We start from the raw sequence: 15,867 nt of genomic DNA, 5'->3' as shown, positions 1-15,867 counted from the left end.
CCCATGGTCCGGGGCGGGGCCGTGCGATAGATTCGGCCTCCCCACGGCACCGTCCTGGCCCGTCCTGGGCCATCCTTTCCCACCCACGCGGAGACAGGCTTCTCAATGAGCGACATCGTCAACGGACTTGGCCGTACCAGCGCCTACGGCGCCCTCGGTCTGGTGCTGCTGATCCTCGGCATCGTCCTCGTGGACGTGCTGACGCCCGGGAAGCTCCCGAAGCAGATCTGGGAGGAGCGCAACCGCAACGCGGCCCTCCTGCTCAGCTCGGCGCTCCTCGGCATCGGCGGCATCGTCTTCACCTCGATCTGGACGACCTACGAGGACTTCGGCAAGGGCCTGCTGTCCACCGCCGCCTTCGGCGTGCTCGGCCTGGTCCTGATGGCCGTGGCCTTCCTGGTGCTGGACCTGGTCACCCCGGGCAAGCTCGGGGCCATCGTCGTCGACCCCGAGCCGCACCCGGCCGTGTGGGTCACCGCCTCGTGCAACCTGGCGGTGGCCGCCATCGTGGCCGCCTCCATCGCCTGACCGGCGCCCGGACCGCACGACGAGAGCGCCGCTCCCCACCGGGAGCGGCGCTCTCGTCGTTCCGGCGGGCCGCGCCTACTGCCGGTACCCGCTCAGGAAGCGGCCGATCCGGCTGATCGCCGCGTCCAGGTCGTCGGCGTACGGCAGGGTCAGGATCCGGAAGTGGTCGGGGCGGGGCCAGTTGAAGCCCGTGCCCTGGACGACCTGGATCTTCTCCCGCAGCAGCAGGTCGAGCACGAACCGCTCGTCGTCGTGGATCGGGTGCACCTTGGGGTCGATGCGCGGGAACGCGTACAGCGCGCCCTTCGGCTTCACGCAGGACACACCGGGGATCTCGTTCAGCTTCTCCCAGGCGCGGTCGCGCTGTTCGAGGAGGCGGCCGCCCGGGCCGGTCAGCTCCTTGATGGACTGGCGCCCGCCGAGCGCGGCCTGGATGGCGTACTGGGCCGGGGCGTTGGCGCACAGCCGCATGGAGGCGAGCATGGTCAGCCCCTCCAGGTAGCTGCGCGCGTGCTGCCGGGGGCCGCTCACCACCAGCCAGCCTGACCGGAACCCCGCCACCCGGTACGTCTTCGACAGCCCGCAGAAGGTGAGGACGACCAGGTCGGGGGCGAGGACGGCGGCGCTGTGGTGGACCTCGTCGTCGTAGAGGATCTGGTCGTAGATCTCGTCGGCGAAGACCATCAGCCCGTGGCGGCGGGCGAGTTCGAGGATGCCCTCCAGGACCTCCCTGGGGTAGACGGCGCCCGTGGGGTTGTTCGGGTTGATGATGACCACGGCCTTGGTGCGGTCCGTGATCTTGGACGCCATGTCGTCGAGGTCCGGGTACCAGTCGGCGGACTCGTCGCAGACGTAGTGCACGGCCTTGCCGCCCGCGAGGGTGGTCACGGCGGTCCAGAGCGGGAAGTCGGGGGCGGGGATGAGGATCTCGTCCCCGTCCTCCAGCAGTGCCTGGACGGCCATGGAGACCAGCTCGGAGACGCCGTTGCCGAGGAAGACGTCGTCCACCGTCACATCGGTCAGGCCGATGGCCTGGTAGCGCTGGACGACGGCCCGGCGGGCGGAGAGCACCCCGCGCGCGTCGGTGTACCCGTGGGCCTTGGGGAGCATCCGGATCATGTCCTGGACGATCTCCTCCGGCGCCTCGAAGCCGAAGGCGGCCGGGTTGCCGGTGTTGAGGCGCAGCACGCTGTGGCCCGCCTCCTCCAGCGCGTTGGCGTGCTCGATCACCGGGCCCCGGATCTCGTAGCAGACCTCGCTGAGCTTGCTCGACTGCCGGAACTCCATGCCGTGCCCTCCCTGTTCCCGCTGTTCCCGTACTCCGGACTTCCTGCTTGGTTTTACCAAGTGGAAGCTTGGAAAGTCCAACATGTTGTCTAGACTGCGCTGCATGTCACCTCGTCAGCCACGCCGTCGAAGCTACGACCAGTACTGCGCCTCGGCCCGCGCCCTGGACGCGGTAGGGGACCGCTGGACCCTGCTGATCGTCCGGGAGCTGCTGGCCGGCCCCCGCCGGTACACCGACCTCCACGCCGACCTGCCCGGCGTCTCCACGGACGTACTGGCCGGCCGGCTCAAGGACATGGAGGCGCAGGGCCTGGCGACCCGCCGCAAGCTGCCGCCGCCGGCGGCCGCGACCGTGTACGAGCTGACCGCGCGCGGCGCCGGGCTCCTGCCCGTGCTCACCGCGCTTGCCGAATGGGGCGCCCCGGACCTCGCCGAACGCCGCCCCACCGACGCGCTGCGCGCGCACTGGTACGCCCTCCCCCTGCTGCGCCGCCTCCCGGCGACCGGGGGCCCGGCCGTGGTCGACGTGGTCCTCGACGAGGGCGTGTTCCACGTCCGCCTCGGCGGCGACGGCCCGGCCCAGGGGGACGGGCCCGTCTACGGGGACGGGCCCGCCGATGCGGCGGACGCCCGCCTCGTCCTCGACGCCGACACCTGCCGGGAGCTCGGCGAGGGCGCGCTCGGCGTGGCACAGGCCGTCAGGGCGGGCCGCCTGGAGGTGCACGGGCAGGGCCCGGTGGCCGCCGCGCTGCGCGGGGACTGACCCTACGCCAGGCCCAGCGCGAACACCGCGAAGCCCGCCGCCAGCAGCCCCGCCACGGTTCGGCGTACCGCCGGGGCCCGGCGGCCGCGGGCCGGGGCGGCCTCGAACCGGCGGGCGTACCGGGCGATGGCGGCCAGCAGCACCGCGAACACCGGCATCCACGCGGCCCGCGCCGCGATCCAGCCGAGGGTGTCGGGTGCCGTCGTCAGCCCGGACACCCCGCCCGCGAGCGCACCGGGGACGGCCGCCGCCAGCATCGCGGTCTGGTGCCAGCACAGGATGGTCATCGCGGACAGGTTGACCACCACCACCGGCGCCCACAGCGCCGGCCGGGCCAGCAGCCCCGCCAGCCGGTCCCGGAGCAGGATCGCCGCCCCCGACTGCGCCGAGGCCAGCGCCAGCACCAGCAGTGACGGCGGATGCGAGTTGGTCCGCGCCTCGCCGGGCACCCCGACCATCGACACCGGGTAGTGGAAGACGAGCAGCAGCACCGCGAACAGCGCCGCCCCGCCCGCCAGCAGCAGCCACGCCCCGCGCCGCCCGATCCGCCGCCCGCCCCACGCCACGCCCAGCTGGTACGCGAACAGCCAGCCCGGCAGCACGTTCAGCACGGACAGCCAGGACGGCACCGAGCCGGAGAGCGGCCCGTACCTCAGGAAGTCCACCACCGCGACCGACCCGAGCAGCGGAGCCGCCGCCCACCCGCCGAGCCGGTCCGCCGCCCGCACGCAGTACGGGGTCAGGGCCGTCACCACCGCGTACACCCCGACGAACCACAGGGGTTGGACCACCAGCGTGGCCCCCGTCCGCAAGGTGGCCTCCGGCACGCCCGCCGCGTACAGCGCGGGCGCGGCCAGCGCCCACACCGCCGTCACCCCGAGCACCGGCCGCCCCAGCCGGACCATCCGCCCCTTCAGCCACGTCCGGGCCGAACCGGTGCGGCGGCGGAAGGAGAGCGCCGAGGCGTAGCCGCCGACCAGGAAGAAGATGCCGAGCATCTGGAGCACCCAGCTCGCCGGGGCGAGGGCGCCGAAGGCCGACAGCGGGCTCGCGTTGTGCAGGCCGCCCTCCGCGTCGAGGGTGAAACCGCCGAGCAGCCAGTGCCCCGTGGGCACCGCCAGCAGGGCCAGCGCCCGCAGGCCGTCCACGGCCCGGTCCCGGTGGGCGGGGGTCTGCCGGTCGATCCGGTCCGCCGCACCCCGCAGCAGCGTCAGCGCGCTCATCGGAGCTCCCCGTTCGCGATCGCGGCGAAGGCCGCCAGGGAGCGGGTGCCGGGCACGAAGTAGCCGGTGTGGCCCCGGACGTCGCCGGCCGGCACCCGGCGCGCGCCGAAGGCGGGGGAGACCGGGTCCGCGCCGTGGCCGAGGCCCGCGAACTCGACGCTCGGCACGTCCGCGATCCAGTCGGAGGGCCCGCGGGCCGCCCACACGCGGGCCCGGGTGCCCAGACCGGCGGCGGTGTCCGCGCGCATGCCGGGGGAGCCGAGGGCCACGACGTCGGCGGCGTCCGTGTGACGGGCCGCCAGCCCGCAGGCCACCGAGCCGTAGCTGTGGCAGAACAGCACCGGGTCGGGCGCCCCGACCGCGTCCAGCCCGGCGGTGAACCGGGCCAGCCGGACCGCCCCCGCCCCGGCCAGCCGCCCGGTCGCCGCGTCCAGCCCCACCCCCACCGGGGTGGTGTAGCCCGTCCACGCGATGACGGCGGTCCCGTCGCCGGCGGCCGCCCGCAGCGAGCGGGCCATCCCGGCCGGCCCGGTGTGCGGGGCCCGTACGGCGTCGTGCGTGGAGGCGTCGTTGTCCGACCCCGGTACGACCACCGAGACGTGCGCCGCGCGCTCCAGGTCCCCGAACACCTCGGCGACCTGCCCCCGCCCGCGCGGGTCGAAGGCCAGGATCTGCCGGCCGGGTCCGGCGAGGGAGGCGTAGCGGGCCTCACCCGTGGCGAGGACGGCCATCCGGTTGGCCTCGTACCGCAGGGTGAGCGGCGCTCCGTCCAGATTGCCGACCACCAGCGGGTGGGCCCGCACCAGCTCCCGGCGCGCGTCCGGGTCCAGAGCGGCGAAGAACCCGGCCACCTCGTGCGGGGAGGCCCCCTCCGGGTCGGGCAGCGCCCGCCCGCCCACCGAGCCGGCCCGCCAGGCGGCGCTCCCGGGCGGCGGCCCGGTGACGGCCGGCCGGCTGTCACCGGCCGCCCATCCGGCGGTTCCCCCGATGACGGCCACCGCCAGCGCTGCCGTGACGACCGTCCTGCCGAAGCGGCGCATGCCCCTTCCCCTCTCCTCGTGACCCGTTCCGTGACGAGGGGGAAGGTAGGAAGGAGGTGCCCGGCCGCACGTCGGACCGGGGAGCCAAGCCGGATGTCATACCCGGGTAGGGGGTGGAGGAGACGGGGGCGGGCGAGTACGCGGCCCGGACGCGCGGAGGGGGCACCCGCGACCGCATCCGGTCCACCGTCGTGGCGGATGCGCTACGTGTGCCCCCGGGACGGTCAGCGGCCGGCCGCCTCCAGCAGGACGTCCACCAGGCGCTCCGCGGCGTCCGGTCGGCCGTACGCGCGGGCGCGGTCGGCCATGTAGGCCCGGCGGCCGGGGTCGGTGAGGAGCGGGCCGATCGCGTCGGCGAGGCTCTGGCCGGTGACCTCGCCGAGCAGGGCGACGGCGGCGCCCGCGTCGGCCAGGTGCTGGGCGTTGTGCGCCTGCTCGTTGCCGGCCGAGGTCGCCAGCGGTACGAACACCGCCGGCTTGCCCAGCGCGGTGAGCTCGGCCAGCGTGCCCGCCCCGGACCGGGACAGCACCACGTCGGCGAGCGCCAGCACGTCCGGCAGCTCCGGGCCGACGAAGCCCGTCACGTGGTAGCGGCCCGCGAGGACCGGGTCCAGGCCGGCGGCCGCGAAGCGCAGCTCGTCGACGTTGGCCGGGCCGCACTGGTGGATCACGTTCGCGTGGCTCAGCAGCCACGGGAGCACCTCGCGCACCACGCCGTTGATCTGCTGGGCGCCCTGCGCGCCGCCGGTGACGTAGACGGTCGGCAGCCGGCGGTCGAAGCCGGTGAGGTTCAGCGCGTGCACGGCCTTGTCGGGGTGCCCGGACAGCACCTCCGGGCGGACCGGGTTGCCGGTGACGACGGCGCGCCCGCGGACGTCCTCCGGCAGCAGCGGCAGCGAGGATTCCGAGGACACCGCGATACGGGTGGCCGACCCGGCCAGCTTCCGGTTGGCCAGGCCGAGCCGCACGGTCTGCTCGTGCAGCACCAGCGGGCGCTTGCACATCCGCGCCGCCAGTCCGGCCGGCACCGCGACGTACCCGCCGGTGGCGAGCACCACGTCCGGGGCGAACTCGGACACGATCGTGCGGGCCTGGGCCACACCGAGCGGCACCTTCGCCATGTCCTTCATGTTCGCCGCGGACAGCATCTTCAGCGGGTTCGCCGAACGGCGGATCTTCCCGGTGGCGACGGTCTTGAACGCGATCCCCTCGGCGGGGGCGACCCGGGCCTCCAGGCCGTCGGCGGTTCCGATCCACAGCACGTCGAGGGTGCTGCCGGCGGCCGCGAGACGGCCCTGCAGGGTGCGGATCGCGGTCAGGGCGGGGTAGGTATGCCCACCGGTCCCCCCGCCAGTGACGAGCAGCCGGAAGGAACGGGGAAGCGCGGAAGAAAGGTTCACCCGGCCACCCTAACCGCCCTGCCGGGGCAGGCCGCGGCGCCGGGTGGCCCGACGCGGGCCGCACTGCCGGACGGGGGCGCCGCCGACGGCCGCGAACGCCGACAATCCGCCCGAATCGGCCGCGCGGAGCGGGCGACCGCTACTTCTCGGCGTGCTGGCCCAGGTAGAAGAGCAGCATGATGAACCCGGCGAACAGGTGCGTGCCCGCGATGTAGAAGAAGGCGCGCAGGGCCACGCCCTTCGCCTTCCACTTCTCCTGCGCGGCGGCCGCGGCCCGCTCGTCCTGGGTGGCGTCCGTCATGGCGGTGGGGCTCCTCCGGTGGATCGCGTGGTTCCGGCAGTCTAAGGGCTCAGCGGGTGGCCCCGGCGGATCAGGCCGAGTCTCCCGGGCGGACCAGGCCCGCCTCGTACGCGAAGATCACCGCCTGCGCCCGGTCGCGGAGGTCCAGCTTCCCCAGCACCCGGCCGATGTGCGTCTTCACCGTCTGCTCCGCCAGGACCAGGTGAGCGGCGATCTCCTGGTTCGACAGCCCCCGCGCGATCAGCTCCAGCACCTCCGTCTCCCGCGGGGTCAGGCCGTTCAGCCGCAGGGCCGGATCCTTGCGCGGTGCCGGCCGCTGCCGTACGAAGTCCGCGATCAGCCGGCGCGTCACCGACGGTGCCAGCAGCGCCTCGCCCGAGGCGACCACCCGGACCGCCGCGATCAGGTCCGCCGGCGGGGCGTCCTTCAGCAGGAACCCGGACGCGCCCGCGCGCAGCGCCTCGTACACGTAGTCGTCGATGTCGAAGGTGGTCAGCATCAGCACCTTCGGCCGGTGCGTCACCCCCGGCGGCGGGTCCAGCAGCTCGCGGGCCGCGGACAGCCCGTCCAGCTCCGGCATCCGTACGTCCATCAGCACCACGTCGGGGTGCACCGTGCGCGAGACCTGGATCCCCTGGCGGCCGTCGGGGGCCTCGCCCACCACGTCGATGTCGGCCTGCGCCGACAGCAGCGCGGCGAACCCCGCCCGGACCATGGCCTGGTCGTCGACGATGATCACGCGGATGGTCAACTGGGCTCCTCGGTACGGGAGTCGTGCGGGTCGTGCGGGTCGAGGGGGAGCCGGGCGGCCACCCGGAAACCGCCCTCGGGCAGCGGTCCCGCGTCCAGGGTCCCGCCGGTCAACCGTACGCGCTCGCGCATCCCCACCAGGCCGTGCCCCGTCCCGGAACCCTCCAGCTCCACCACCGCGTCCCGGGCCGGGCCGTTGACGACCAGCACCAGCAAGTCGCCGTCCTCGGCGGAGCGCGTCACCGAGACGCGGGCCGACGCGCCCGGGGCGTGCCGCACCACGTTGGCGAGGGCCTCCTGCACGATGCGGTACACCGACAGGTCCACGGCCGGCGGCACCGGCGCCTCCGCCAGCTCCGCGGCCAGGGAGCACTCCACCGGCTGCCCCGCCCGTACGGTCGCCTCCACCAGCTGCTGGATCCGCGCGATGCCCGGCTGCGGTGCCCGCTCCCCGTCCGCACCGCCGGAACCCGAGTCGCCCCGCAGCACCGTCAGCAGCCGCCGCATCTCGCCCAGCGACTCGCGTGCACTGGCGGCGATCGCCGCGAACTCCTCCCGTACCGGCTCCTCCATGCCGGGCAGCCGGTACGGCGCGGAGTCCGCCTGCACGGTGATCACCGACATGTGGTGGGCCACCACGTCGTGCAACTCCCTCGCGATCCGGGCGCGTTCCTCCAGCAGCGTGCGCCGGGCCCGCTCCGCTTCGCTGATGCTCTCCTGCTCGGCGATGCGCTGCCGCGCGTCACCCAGCCCGCGCAGCGCGCCCGTCACGGCCAGCACGCAGCCGCTGAGTACGAACAGCAGGGCCACGGTGTTCGTCACCCCGGCCGGCGGGAAGAAGCCGAGCACCACCCCGGCCGCACCCGTCGCCAGCCCCACCTGCACCAGCGTCCGCACCGGCTCGCGCAGCCCCAGGCACACCATCAGCACCAGGTACCCGACCACCACCATCGGCGTCCACGGCCAGGAGTGCCCGGCCACCCGGTCCGCCCCGGTCAGCAGCACCGCCCCCAGGACGTCCGCGAGCAGCACGACGCCCCAGGCCGCCAGCGGACGCGACACCGCCAGCAGCAGCGGCACCGTCTGTGCCACGCCCAGGGCCCCGGCCCAGCCGCCGCCCATCCCGTAGTCGTTGGTCAGCACCGCGATCGTCACCGGCAGCAGCGACACCACGAAGACGCCCGTCACGGCGAAGGGCATCATCCGCTGCCACGCCCTGGGCGCCCGCGCCAGCAACGGCTCGCCCGCCCGCGCGGGCGTCCGCAGCGCCACGGCGAACTGCGCGAACGCACCGGGCGCACGCGGCTCGCGGGTCCTTCCGGCCGGCCGGTCCCCGGCGCCCGTCTCTCCCGTACCGGCCGGCTTGCGCACTCTCAGGCTCATGATCCCGCCAGCCTATGCGCACGCGCCGCCGCCCGGGATCCGCAGCCGTCTCGTTCCCCCGGCGCATCCCGCTCGTTGAGCGGGCATGGAGCTGCTGCCGACCATCGCGGGGCCGGGCGTCGGTGAACGGGCCGACGCCGCGGCCGATGCCGCCTGCCACCTCTACGACGCCGTCGCGCCCTGGAGCGGCGGGGGGCCCGGAGGGTGGAGCCGGACCGCCGCCGAGGACGCCGCCGAGACCATCGAGACCACCGCGCACGCCCTCGCGTACATCCACCCGCGCGCCGAGGTGATCCTCGCGCCGGTGCACGCGGCCCTGGCGGACCTGCGCCGCCAGCTCGCGCTCGCCCCGGCCGACCCGCTGACCGCCGAGGGCGTCCCGGTGGCCCCCCGCACGGTCGGCAACCCGCGCCGCACCCGCTGGGTGCGGGTGCTCACTGCGCCAGCGCCCCGGCAACCGCCGTCTGGTACAGCTTCCTGATCTCCGCGCCGAAGTAGGAGCTGTACGAGGTGTCCGCGGTCGGCCCGCCCGTCTTCCAGCCGCCGATCACCCCGACGACGTCCCCGGTCATCGTCTGCGCGTCGTAGCGGGCGAGGAAGGGGCCACCGCTGGTCCCGCCCGGATAGCCGGTGCAGTCGATCTTCAGGAAGGATCCGGGGCTCTTCGGGTCGCCGCTGGTGAACTTGGTCGTCCTGTTCACGCACACGCGCGGGCGGGCGGCCGCCGCCGGATGGCCGATCAGGGTGACCTTGGGGTGGTTGAAGGCGGCCCCGGTCACGAGCCGGTTCCCGCCGACGACGTCCTCCACCGGGAGGCCGTCCGCGCCCGGCCCGACCTGGGCGAAGGCCACGTCGAGGGTGGCCGCCCGGTCGGGCCCGTCGGTGCGGTACCGGGGGGCGATCCACACCTTCGAGCGGCCCGCGGCGTCGCGCAGCACCGGGAAGAGCCCGTACGGGCGCGGCTTCGCGCGCGTGTACTGCGGCACGAAGGCCACCTGGCGGGTGTCCGTGCCGAGCAGGCAGTGGGCCGCGCTGAGCACCATGTCGCGGCCGGGGGAGGAGACGACGCTGGCGGTGCAGAAGTAGGCGCCGCTGCCCTGCATGACGAACATCCGGCCGACGACCGGGACCCCGTTGAAGTCCTGTCCGACGCCGTTCGTGGCCGGCACCGCCGCCTTGGCGGGCCGGCTCGGCACGGGCACGGGCGAGGGTACGACGGGTACGGCGGGCTCGGTCGGCGGCGCGGGTGCCGGTACGGGAGGCGCGGGCGTGTCCGCCGCCGGGCCGGGGACCGCGGCGTCGGGCGCTTCGGGGACGGGCACGGGGACGGGGACGGCGGCGTCGGGGGCGGCCGGCACGTCCGGCGCGTCCGGTGGGGCCGGGTCGGCCGGCGCGTCCGGTGGGGCCGGGTCGGCCGGCGCGTCCGGTGGGGCCGGTTCGGCCGGTTGGGCCGGGTCGGCCGCCGGGGACGGGGCCCGGGACGGGTCCGGGGTCGCCGGAGCGGCCGCCGCCGGGGCGGGGTCGGCGGGCGGGACGGGTACCGCGGCCGGTGCCGGGTCGGGTACGGGCAGGGCGGAGGCCATCCGGTCCTCCGTCCAGAACGCCGTGGCCTCCCGCGCGGACCAGTGCTCGGAGGCCGCCTCGGCCCGCTCCGTCCTCGCGACGGGCAGCGCCCCGCCCGGCAGCATCAGGGCGGCGGCCGCCGCGGCCGCCGCCGTCGCCACCGTCAACAAACGTCGCATGTCTCGCTCGCTCCTGTCGTGACCGTCCTAGACGGCCTGGGGGAAACGGAACAGCCTGCCCGGATCGTGGGCCCGCCTGATCCCCTCCAGGCGGGGGAGGTTGGACCCGTAGTAGGCCTCGCGCCAGCCGGCGAGTTTCGGATCGGCGTAGTTCTGGTAGGCGCGGCCGCCCGCCCACGGGCGCAGGTCCCGCCACAGCCCGTCGAGCCAGCCCTGGTGCCGGGAGACCTCGGCGGCCGTCGCCGACTCCGGCCAGTACGCGAGGTACTGGGCCAGGAAGGCGCTGTCCCGGTGCACGAACGCGGTGGCCGCAGCGGGCACCCGGTTCACGGCCCCGCCGCACACCCCGTCGAACTGGACCACCCCGAACCCGCCGCCCGGCACCTCGCGCCCGTAGCGCCGGACCGCGGCCAGCACCGCCTCCACCGCGCCCTCCGGCAGCCCTTCACCGCCCTCACCGCCCCAGAAGTCGGAGCGTGCCGCGTACGAGGCCCGGCCCAGACGCCCCCGCGGGTCCCGGCCGGGCAGCCGCCCCGGCAGCCTGCACTGCTCGGGACCGCGGTCCCCGCAGCCGGCCATGGCCCGCACGGTGTCCCCGTAGCCCCGTACGGCGAACCAGCTGTCCCGCGCCTCCCGGCCCACCAGGCCGGCCAGCCGGGTCAGCTCCCGCTCCAGCTCCGCCCGCCCGTCCAGGCACACCGCCCTGAAGGAGGGCGCGGCGTCCCGCCCGGCCTCCACGGTGAACTCCAGCTGGCTCCAGAACGGGTCCGGCAGCCCGACCAGCCAGCGCTGCCAGCCCCGTACCACCGCCGCGGAGTCCCCGGCGGGCCAGTGCAGTTCGGCGTACGCGGCGTCGCCGACCGGATGGGTGCGCAGCCGGAACTCGGTGACCACGCCGAAGTTGCCGCCCCCGCCGCCGCGCAGCGCCCAGTACAGGTCGGGGTCCCGGTCGGCGCCGGCATCGCGGACCACCCCGTCCGGGGTGACCACGCGGGCGCCGGAGAGCCGGTCGGAGGTGGTCCCGTAGGCCCGTGAGCCCAGGCCCAGCCCGCCGCCGAGGGCGAGCCCGGCGATACCGACGGAGGGGCACAGCCCGGCGGGGACGCCCAGGCCGCGCGCGGCGAGGGCCGCGTGCACATCGGCGAGCCGGGCCCCGGCGCCGACCCGCACCTCCTCGCCCAGGACCGCCACCGAGGCCATCGCCCCGGTGTCCACCACCAGCGCGCCGGCGGCCGTCGACCACCCGGCGTAGCTGTGGCCGCCGCCGCGCGGCACCACCGCGGCGGCGGAGCGGCGGGCGAAGTCGACGCAGACGGCCACGTCCCCGGCGTGCGCGGGGTAGGCCACGGCCCCGGGAGCGACGGTGTCGTAGCGGGGCTGGAAGAGCTGCCGGGCCTCGGCGTAGTCCGCGTCCCCCGGCAGGACCAGCCGGCCGTCCATCGCGCGGCCGAGCGCTCCGAAGTCGGGCCCCGCCCCCGCCGTCGTACGCGCACCCCGCCGCGTACCGCCGCCCCGTGGGCCGTCCGCCCGCGCGCTCGCCCCGGTGGCGGCGACGACGGCGGCTGCCGTACTCGCGAGGACCCGGCGGCGTGGAAGGCTCATCCCTCCTTCCTGCCACCGCCGGGCCCGATCGCCGCGCAGGCGGGCCCGCCGGGCGCCGCTTCCCGCCCGAACGGACCACGGCCGCGCCGCCGCCGCGCGGGCGGACGGCTCCCGCACCGGCTTTAACGTTCCGTCAACTCCGCCAGCGCCGCGCGGGCCGCGCTCTCGCCCTCCTCGTACGCGTGGGCCCGCGCCTCCCGGACGGCGTCGTCGAGCTGGCGCACCGCTTCGCCCCTGCGGCCCGTCGCGGCCAGCGCCTCGCCGTACAGGGTGCGCAGCACCACCCGCCGGGGCGCCGCCGCCGGCGGGGCGGCGAGGGCCAGGCCGCGGAACGCGTGGTCGGCGGCCGCCTCGGGCGCGCCCACGGTCAGCAGGTGCTCCGTGAGGTGCTGGTGGGCCAGGGCGGCCGTGTCCGTGCGGCCCGCCCGCTCGGCCAGCGTGAGCGCCGCGGCCAGCAGCTCCGCGGGCCGGGCGCGTTCGCCCGCCCGTACGAGGGCGACGGCGAGGTTGATCCGGGCGATGGCCTCCGCGTTGGCGTCCCCCGCCCGGGCCGCGAGGCCCGGTGCCCGCTCCAGCTGCGCGAGGGCCTCCCCGGGGCGGCCCTCCTCGGACAGCACCCAGCCCAGCAGCGCCCGGGTGCGCGACTGGGCGCCGGGGTCGCCGTCGGCTTCGGCACAGGCCAGCGCCCGTTCGAGCAGCGGCACCCAGCCGTCGCGGACCTGCCACACGATCAGCGGCCACTGGAGCAGCACCAGCCGCCAGGCGCGGTCGTGCAGCCCGGCGGCGACGGCCGACTCGACCGCGCCGCGCAGCGCGTCCCGTTCGGCGGAGAACCACGCCAGGGCGTCCGCGCGGTCGGCGAACGGCCGCACCGGGGCGGCCCGCCGGGCCCCCGCGGGCAGCGCGCAGCAGGGCTCGCTGCCCGGCTCGGCGGCGGCACAGGCCGCGAGGAGCGTGCGCAGCCAGTGGTCGAGCAGCCGCAGCAGCCCCTCCGGGTCGTGACCCGGCGACAGGCTGCGCGCGTAGAGCCGTACCAGGTCGTGCACCGCGTAGGACTGCGGGCCCGCCTCCACCACCAGCTGGGCGGCGGCCAGCTGGTCCAGGGCGGAGGCGGCCTGGCTGGGCAGGCAGCCGCCGAGCGCGGCGGCGGTGCGGATGTCGAGGGCGGCCCCGGTGTGCGGTCCGAGGTGGTGGAACATCCGCCGGGCCGGTTCCGGCAGGTGCTGCACCGTGAGGCGGAGCGCGGCGGCGACACCGGTGTTCCCCACGTTCAGCAGGTCCAGCCGGGTGTGCTCGTCGGCGAGTTCGCCGGCGAAGGCGGCGAGCCCCTGGTGCGGGCGGGTGGCGAGCCGGGCGGCCGCCACGCGCAGGGCCAGCGGCAGTCCGTCGCACAGCCCGGCGAGGCGCGCCGCGGCCTCCGGCTCGGCCGCGATCAGGTCCGCGCCCAGGACGGCGGCGAGCAGCTCGGTGGACTGCGCTGCGGGCAGCTCGCGCACCGGTACGGGGCGGGCGGCGTCGGAGACCACGAGCTCGCCGAGCCGGCTGCGGCTGGTGACGAGGGTGACGCAGCCGTCGCCGGGCAGCAGCGGCCGCACCTGTTCGGAGTCACGGGCGTTGTCGAGCACGACCAGCATCCGGCGCCCGGAGGTCAGCTCCCGGTAGCGGGCGCCGAGGGCCTGCGGGGAGTCGGGCATCCGCTCGGCCGGCAGGCCGAGCGCGAGCAGGAACTCGCGCAGCACGGAGGTGGTGTCCCGGGCCGGGATGGGGCTGTAGCCGTGGAGGTCGGCGAAGAGCCGGCCGTCGGGGAAGTCCGCGCGGTGCAGGTGCGCCCAGTGCAGGGCCAGCGCGGTCTTCCCGACGCCGGCGCTGCCGGTGAGCATGACGACGGGGCCGGGGTCCGCGGCCGCGGCGCGGTCGAGCGCCGCCAGTTCGCCGGTGCGGCCCGTGAAGCCGCCGGGGCGGCGAGGCAGCAGCTGGGGCCCCGTCACCGCGCGGGCGCCCGGGGACGCTTCCCCGTGCCCGGCGCCGGCCGCCCCGGCCGCTTCCTCGGCCGCCGCGCCTCCGGTTCCCTCTCCGCTCCGCCCGGGGTCCCCGCCTGGCTCGCCGGACACCCTGGCGACCGTGTCGGCCGCCCCGGCCGCCACCGTCACGGGCGCCGTCGCGGCCCGCGCGGGTTCGCCGGCCCGCAGCAGAGCGGTGTACGCGTCCGAGAGCACCGCTCCGGGATCGACGCCCAGCTGCTCGGCGAGCAGTTCCCGCGTGCGGTGGTACCAGTCCAGGGCGTCCGACTGCCGGCCAGACCGGCCCAGCGCCAGCATCAGCGCGGCGACCAGCGGCTCCCGCAACGGGTGCAGCACGGCCTCCGCCCGCAGCAGGGCCGCCGCGGCGGCGTGCTCGCCGAGCATCGAGTGCGCCCCGGCCAGGTCCTCCACGGCCGCCAGCCGCAGCTCGTCCAGCCCGTGCGCGGCGGCCTCCAGCAGGGGCCCGCCCACGGTCCCGCCCAGCGCGGGCCCCTCCCACAGCGCGAGAGCCTCCAGCAGCAGCCGTGCCGCCCGTGCCGGTTCGTGCTGTTCCCTGGCGAGCCGGTGCAGCCGCTCGAAGCGGTGGGCGTCCACCAGGGATTCGGGCAGGCGCAGCGCGTACGCCGGTCCCTGGGTGAGGAGTTCGACCCCGTGGGCGGCCGCGCCGTGCTCGGCGAGCAGGGCCCGCAGCCTCGAGACGTGGCCCTGCAGTACCGTTCGGGAGTGCCGTGGCGGGTCCTCGTCCCACAGCGCCCGGGTCAGCCGGTCCACGCCGACGGCCGCGTTGGGCCGCAGCAGGAGCATCGCCAGCAGACTGCGCCGCTTGGCGGGGCCCAGCTGCACGGGCCTTCCGCACTCCGACACCAAGGAGACCGTCCCCAGCACGCGGAACTCCATGCATGCCCCTTCCATTCGCTTTCCCCCCGCCCGAGCATATGTCTGCGTATTTCGGCGCATGAGGGGGATCCCGGCCAATCGCCACCGGCCCGTTCGCCGCCCCGCACCGCCCGCACCTGCGGGAACGCGCGGGCGGGCACCGGAACGACCGCATGGCGCAAGTATCGGTGACGCTTCCTTAGCCGGGCGTTAGGGCCGCGTTTGCGGGCGCTGGAAGGCTGCTCCACGTCGGCCGGTCCGCACCACGGCACCCGTCCTCCCAGCCCCGTGGGGGCGGGGGCCGGTGCGGACCGGCCGGCATCCTCCGAAGACGAGTGGGAAACGGGGAGTCACCTTCATGGCTTTGTCCATCGTCCGTGCCCCGGCCCTCGCGGCCTCCACCCTCGCCCTGGCGGGCGTCGCGCTGACCGGCGTGGCCTCGGCCGCCCCGGCGCCGGGCCAGCCCCCGGTGGCGGCCGCCGGCTACTGCCACGTGTCCGGACTCGGCGGCGACTGCATCTGCGAGTACGGGGAGGCCTGGCAGACCTTCCCGAACGGGCAGCGGCAGGTCTTCATCGTCGGCACCGACTTCGCGGTGCGGACCCGGTACAGCCACGCGAGCGGCGGCTGGTCCGGCTGGGAGCCGATGGGCGGCGAGGTCCGCAGCGGCGTCCGGACCGAGGGCAACAACACCTGGAACCCGACGATCTCCGTCGTGGGCATGGACGGCGACCGCTGGTCCCGCCACCGTCTGAACAGCGGCAGCTGGACCGCCTGGCAGAGCTGACCGCTCTCCCCGAAGGCCCCGGGCGGGGGTAGCGGTGCTGCACCTCCGCGACGCCCGCCCGGCCCCCCACCGCGGGGGGGGGGGGGGGGGGGGGGGGGGGGGGGGGGGGGGGGGGGGGGGGGGGGGGGGGGGGGGGGGGGGGGGGGGGGGGGGGGGGGGGGGGT

14 protein-coding genes are annotated in these 15,867 nt (G+C 76.3%); 4 read left to right on the top strand and 10 right to left on the bottom strand.

Going from position 1 to position 15,867, the window contains the following annotated elements; genetic code table 11:
• The first annotated feature begins 105 nt into the window (after nucleotides 1-105).
• Nucleotides 106-528 (top strand): DUF350 domain-containing protein, encoded by a 423-nt coding sequence (locus ACZ7IF_RS01295; RefSeq protein ID WP_125819052.1) that lies wholly within the window; start codon nucleotides 106-108, stop codon nucleotides 526-528.
• 75 nt (nucleotides 529-603) lie between these two features.
• Here the strand turns inward: ACZ7IF_RS01295 and ACZ7IF_RS01290 are convergent, their stop codons facing one another.
• Nucleotides 604-1,815, bottom strand: a complete 1,212-nt coding sequence (locus ACZ7IF_RS01290; RefSeq protein ID WP_470961176.1) for a pyridoxal phosphate-dependent aminotransferase — start codon at nucleotides 1,813-1,815, stop codon at nucleotides 604-606.
• Nucleotides 1,816-1,918: 103 nt separating this feature from the next.
• Here ACZ7IF_RS01290 and ACZ7IF_RS01285 point away from each other — a divergent pair, with 103 nt between their 5' ends.
• Nucleotides 1,919-2,578: a winged helix-turn-helix transcriptional regulator gene (locus ACZ7IF_RS01285; RefSeq protein WP_470961174.1), complete on the top strand. Its 660-nt coding sequence runs from the start codon at nucleotides 1,919-1,921 to the stop codon at nucleotides 2,576-2,578.
• 2 nt (nucleotides 2,579-2,580) lie between these two features.
• Here ACZ7IF_RS01285 and ACZ7IF_RS01280 read toward each other — a convergent pair whose 3' ends face one another.
• The 6 genes from ACZ7IF_RS01280 to ACZ7IF_RS01255 all read right to left on the bottom strand — a co-directional run bounded on the left by ACZ7IF_RS01280 (nucleotide 2,581) and on the right by ACZ7IF_RS01255 (nucleotide 8,675).
• Nucleotides 2,581-3,801 carry an acyltransferase family protein gene (locus tag ACZ7IF_RS01280; protein WP_470961172.1) on the bottom strand — a complete coding sequence of 407 codons (1,221 nt, stop codon included), beginning with the start codon at nucleotides 3,799-3,801 and terminating at the stop codon, nucleotides 2,581-2,583.
• A complete protein-coding gene (locus ACZ7IF_RS01275; protein ID WP_470961170.1) occupies nucleotides 3,798-4,841 on the bottom strand; it encodes an alpha/beta hydrolase in 1,044 nt (347 codons plus the stop codon). Before ACZ7IF_RS01275 ends, ACZ7IF_RS01280 begins: the two co-directional genes overlap by 4 nt.
• A 224-nt stretch (nucleotides 4,842-5,065) precedes the next feature.
• On the bottom strand, nucleotides 5,066-6,241 hold the full coding sequence (locus ACZ7IF_RS01270; RefSeq protein WP_470961168.1) for a UDP-N-acetylglucosamine--N-acetylmuramyl-(pentapeptide) pyrophosphoryl-undecaprenol N-acetylglucosamine transferase: 1,176 nt from the start codon (nucleotides 6,239-6,241) through the stop codon (nucleotides 5,066-5,068).
• A gap of 139 nt (nucleotides 6,242-6,380) precedes the next feature.
• Nucleotides 6,381-6,542: a DUF6126 family protein gene (locus ACZ7IF_RS01265; RefSeq protein WP_470961165.1), complete on the bottom strand. Its 162-nt coding sequence runs from the start codon at nucleotides 6,540-6,542 to the stop codon at nucleotides 6,381-6,383.
• A 70-nt stretch (nucleotides 6,543-6,612) separates the two neighbouring features.
• The gene (locus ACZ7IF_RS01260) at nucleotides 6,613-7,293 is read right to left on the bottom strand and encodes a response regulator (protein ID WP_470961163.1); all 681 of its coding nucleotides are present in this window, start codon (nucleotides 7,291-7,293) and stop codon (nucleotides 6,613-6,615) included.
• Nucleotides 7,290-8,675, bottom strand: coding sequence for a sensor histidine kinase (locus ACZ7IF_RS01255; protein WP_470961161.1), 1,386 nt, complete (start codon nucleotides 8,673-8,675; stop codon nucleotides 7,290-7,292). Before ACZ7IF_RS01255 ends, ACZ7IF_RS01260 begins: the two co-directional genes overlap by 4 nt.
• An 85-nt stretch (nucleotides 8,676-8,760) precedes the next feature.
• Here ACZ7IF_RS01255 and ACZ7IF_RS01250 point away from each other — a divergent pair, with 85 nt between their 5' ends.
• Nucleotides 8,761-9,156: a hypothetical protein gene (locus ACZ7IF_RS01250; RefSeq protein WP_470961159.1), complete on the top strand. Its 396-nt coding sequence runs from the start codon at nucleotides 8,761-8,763 to the stop codon at nucleotides 9,154-9,156.
• Here the strand turns inward: ACZ7IF_RS01250 and ACZ7IF_RS01245 are convergent.
• From ACZ7IF_RS01245 to ACZ7IF_RS01235, 3 genes are all read right to left on the bottom strand, one after another.
• Nucleotides 9,110-10,417 (bottom strand): hypothetical protein, encoded by a 1,308-nt coding sequence (locus ACZ7IF_RS01245; protein WP_470961157.1) that lies wholly within the window; start codon nucleotides 10,415-10,417, stop codon nucleotides 9,110-9,112. The genes ACZ7IF_RS01250 and ACZ7IF_RS01245 overlap by 47 nt on opposite strands.
• A 27-nt stretch (nucleotides 10,418-10,444) precedes the next feature.
• Complete coding sequence (locus ACZ7IF_RS01240; protein WP_470961155.1) at nucleotides 10,445-12,019, bottom strand: FAD-binding oxidoreductase; 1,575 nt, start codon at nucleotides 12,017-12,019, stop codon at nucleotides 10,445-10,447.
• Between the two features lie 122 nt (nucleotides 12,020-12,141).
• Nucleotides 12,142-14,937: an AfsR/SARP family transcriptional regulator gene (locus tag ACZ7IF_RS01235; protein ID WP_470961153.1), complete on the bottom strand. Its 2,796-nt coding sequence runs from the start codon at nucleotides 14,935-14,937 to the stop codon at nucleotides 12,142-12,144.
• A gap of 337 nt (nucleotides 14,938-15,274) precedes the next feature.
• Between ACZ7IF_RS01235 and ACZ7IF_RS01230 the strand changes: the two genes are divergently transcribed.
• A complete protein-coding gene (locus ACZ7IF_RS01230) occupies nucleotides 15,275-15,703 on the top strand; it encodes a hypothetical protein (RefSeq protein ID WP_470961151.1) in 429 nt (142 codons plus the stop codon).
• The last annotated feature ends 164 nt before the right edge of the window (nucleotides 15,704-15,867 follow it).

The sequence above is a fragment of the Streptomyces sp. NPDC037421 genome (assembly GCF_055602105.1).
Note: the sequence above shows the minus strand (reverse complement) of the source record. Positions and strands in the feature narration are given on the sequence as shown.

What these genes read in the sequence shown, in the direction of transcription:
- ACZ7IF_RS01295 (WP_125819052.1), top strand. Translation starts at nt 106, where the DNA reads ATGAGCGACATCGTCAACGGACTTGGCCGTACCAGCGCCTACGGCGCC.
- ACZ7IF_RS01290 (WP_470961176.1), bottom strand. Translation starts at nt 1,815, where the DNA reads ATGGAGTTCCGGCAGTCGAGCAAGCTCAGCGAGGTCTGCTACGAGATC.
- ACZ7IF_RS01285 (WP_470961174.1), top strand. Translation starts at nt 1,919, where the DNA reads ATGTCACCTCGTCAGCCACGCCGTCGAAGCTACGACCAGTACTGCGCC.
- ACZ7IF_RS01280 (WP_470961172.1), bottom strand. Translation starts at nt 3,801, where the DNA reads ATGAGCGCGCTGACGCTGCTGCGGGGTGCGGCGGACCGGATCGACCGG.
- ACZ7IF_RS01275 (WP_470961170.1), bottom strand. Translation starts at nt 4,841, where the DNA reads ATGCGCCGCTTCGGCAGGACGGTCGTCACGGCAGCGCTGGCGGTGGCC.
- ACZ7IF_RS01265 (WP_470961165.1), bottom strand. Translation starts at nt 6,542, where the DNA reads ATGACGGACGCCACCCAGGACGAGCGGGCCGCGGCCGCCGCGCAGGAG.
- ACZ7IF_RS01255 (WP_470961161.1), bottom strand. Translation starts at nt 8,675, where the DNA reads ATGAGCCTGAGAGTGCGCAAGCCGGCCGGTACGGGAGAGACGGGCGCC.
- ACZ7IF_RS01250 (WP_470961159.1), top strand. Translation starts at nt 8,761, where the DNA reads ATGGAGCTGCTGCCGACCATCGCGGGGCCGGGCGTCGGTGAACGGGCC.
- ACZ7IF_RS01245 (WP_470961157.1), bottom strand. Translation starts at nt 10,417, where the DNA reads ATGCGACGTTTGTTGACGGTGGCGACGGCGGCGGCCGCGGCGGCCGCC.
- ACZ7IF_RS01240 (WP_470961155.1), bottom strand. Translation starts at nt 12,019, where the DNA reads ATGAGCCTTCCACGCCGCCGGGTCCTCGCGAGTACGGCAGCCGCCGTC.
- ACZ7IF_RS01235 (WP_470961153.1), bottom strand. Translation starts at nt 14,937, where the DNA reads ATGGAGTTCCGCGTGCTGGGGACGGTCTCCTTGGTGTCGGAGTGCGGA.
- ACZ7IF_RS01230 (WP_470961151.1), top strand. Translation starts at nt 15,275, where the DNA reads ATGGCTTTGTCCATCGTCCGTGCCCCGGCCCTCGCGGCCTCCACCCTC.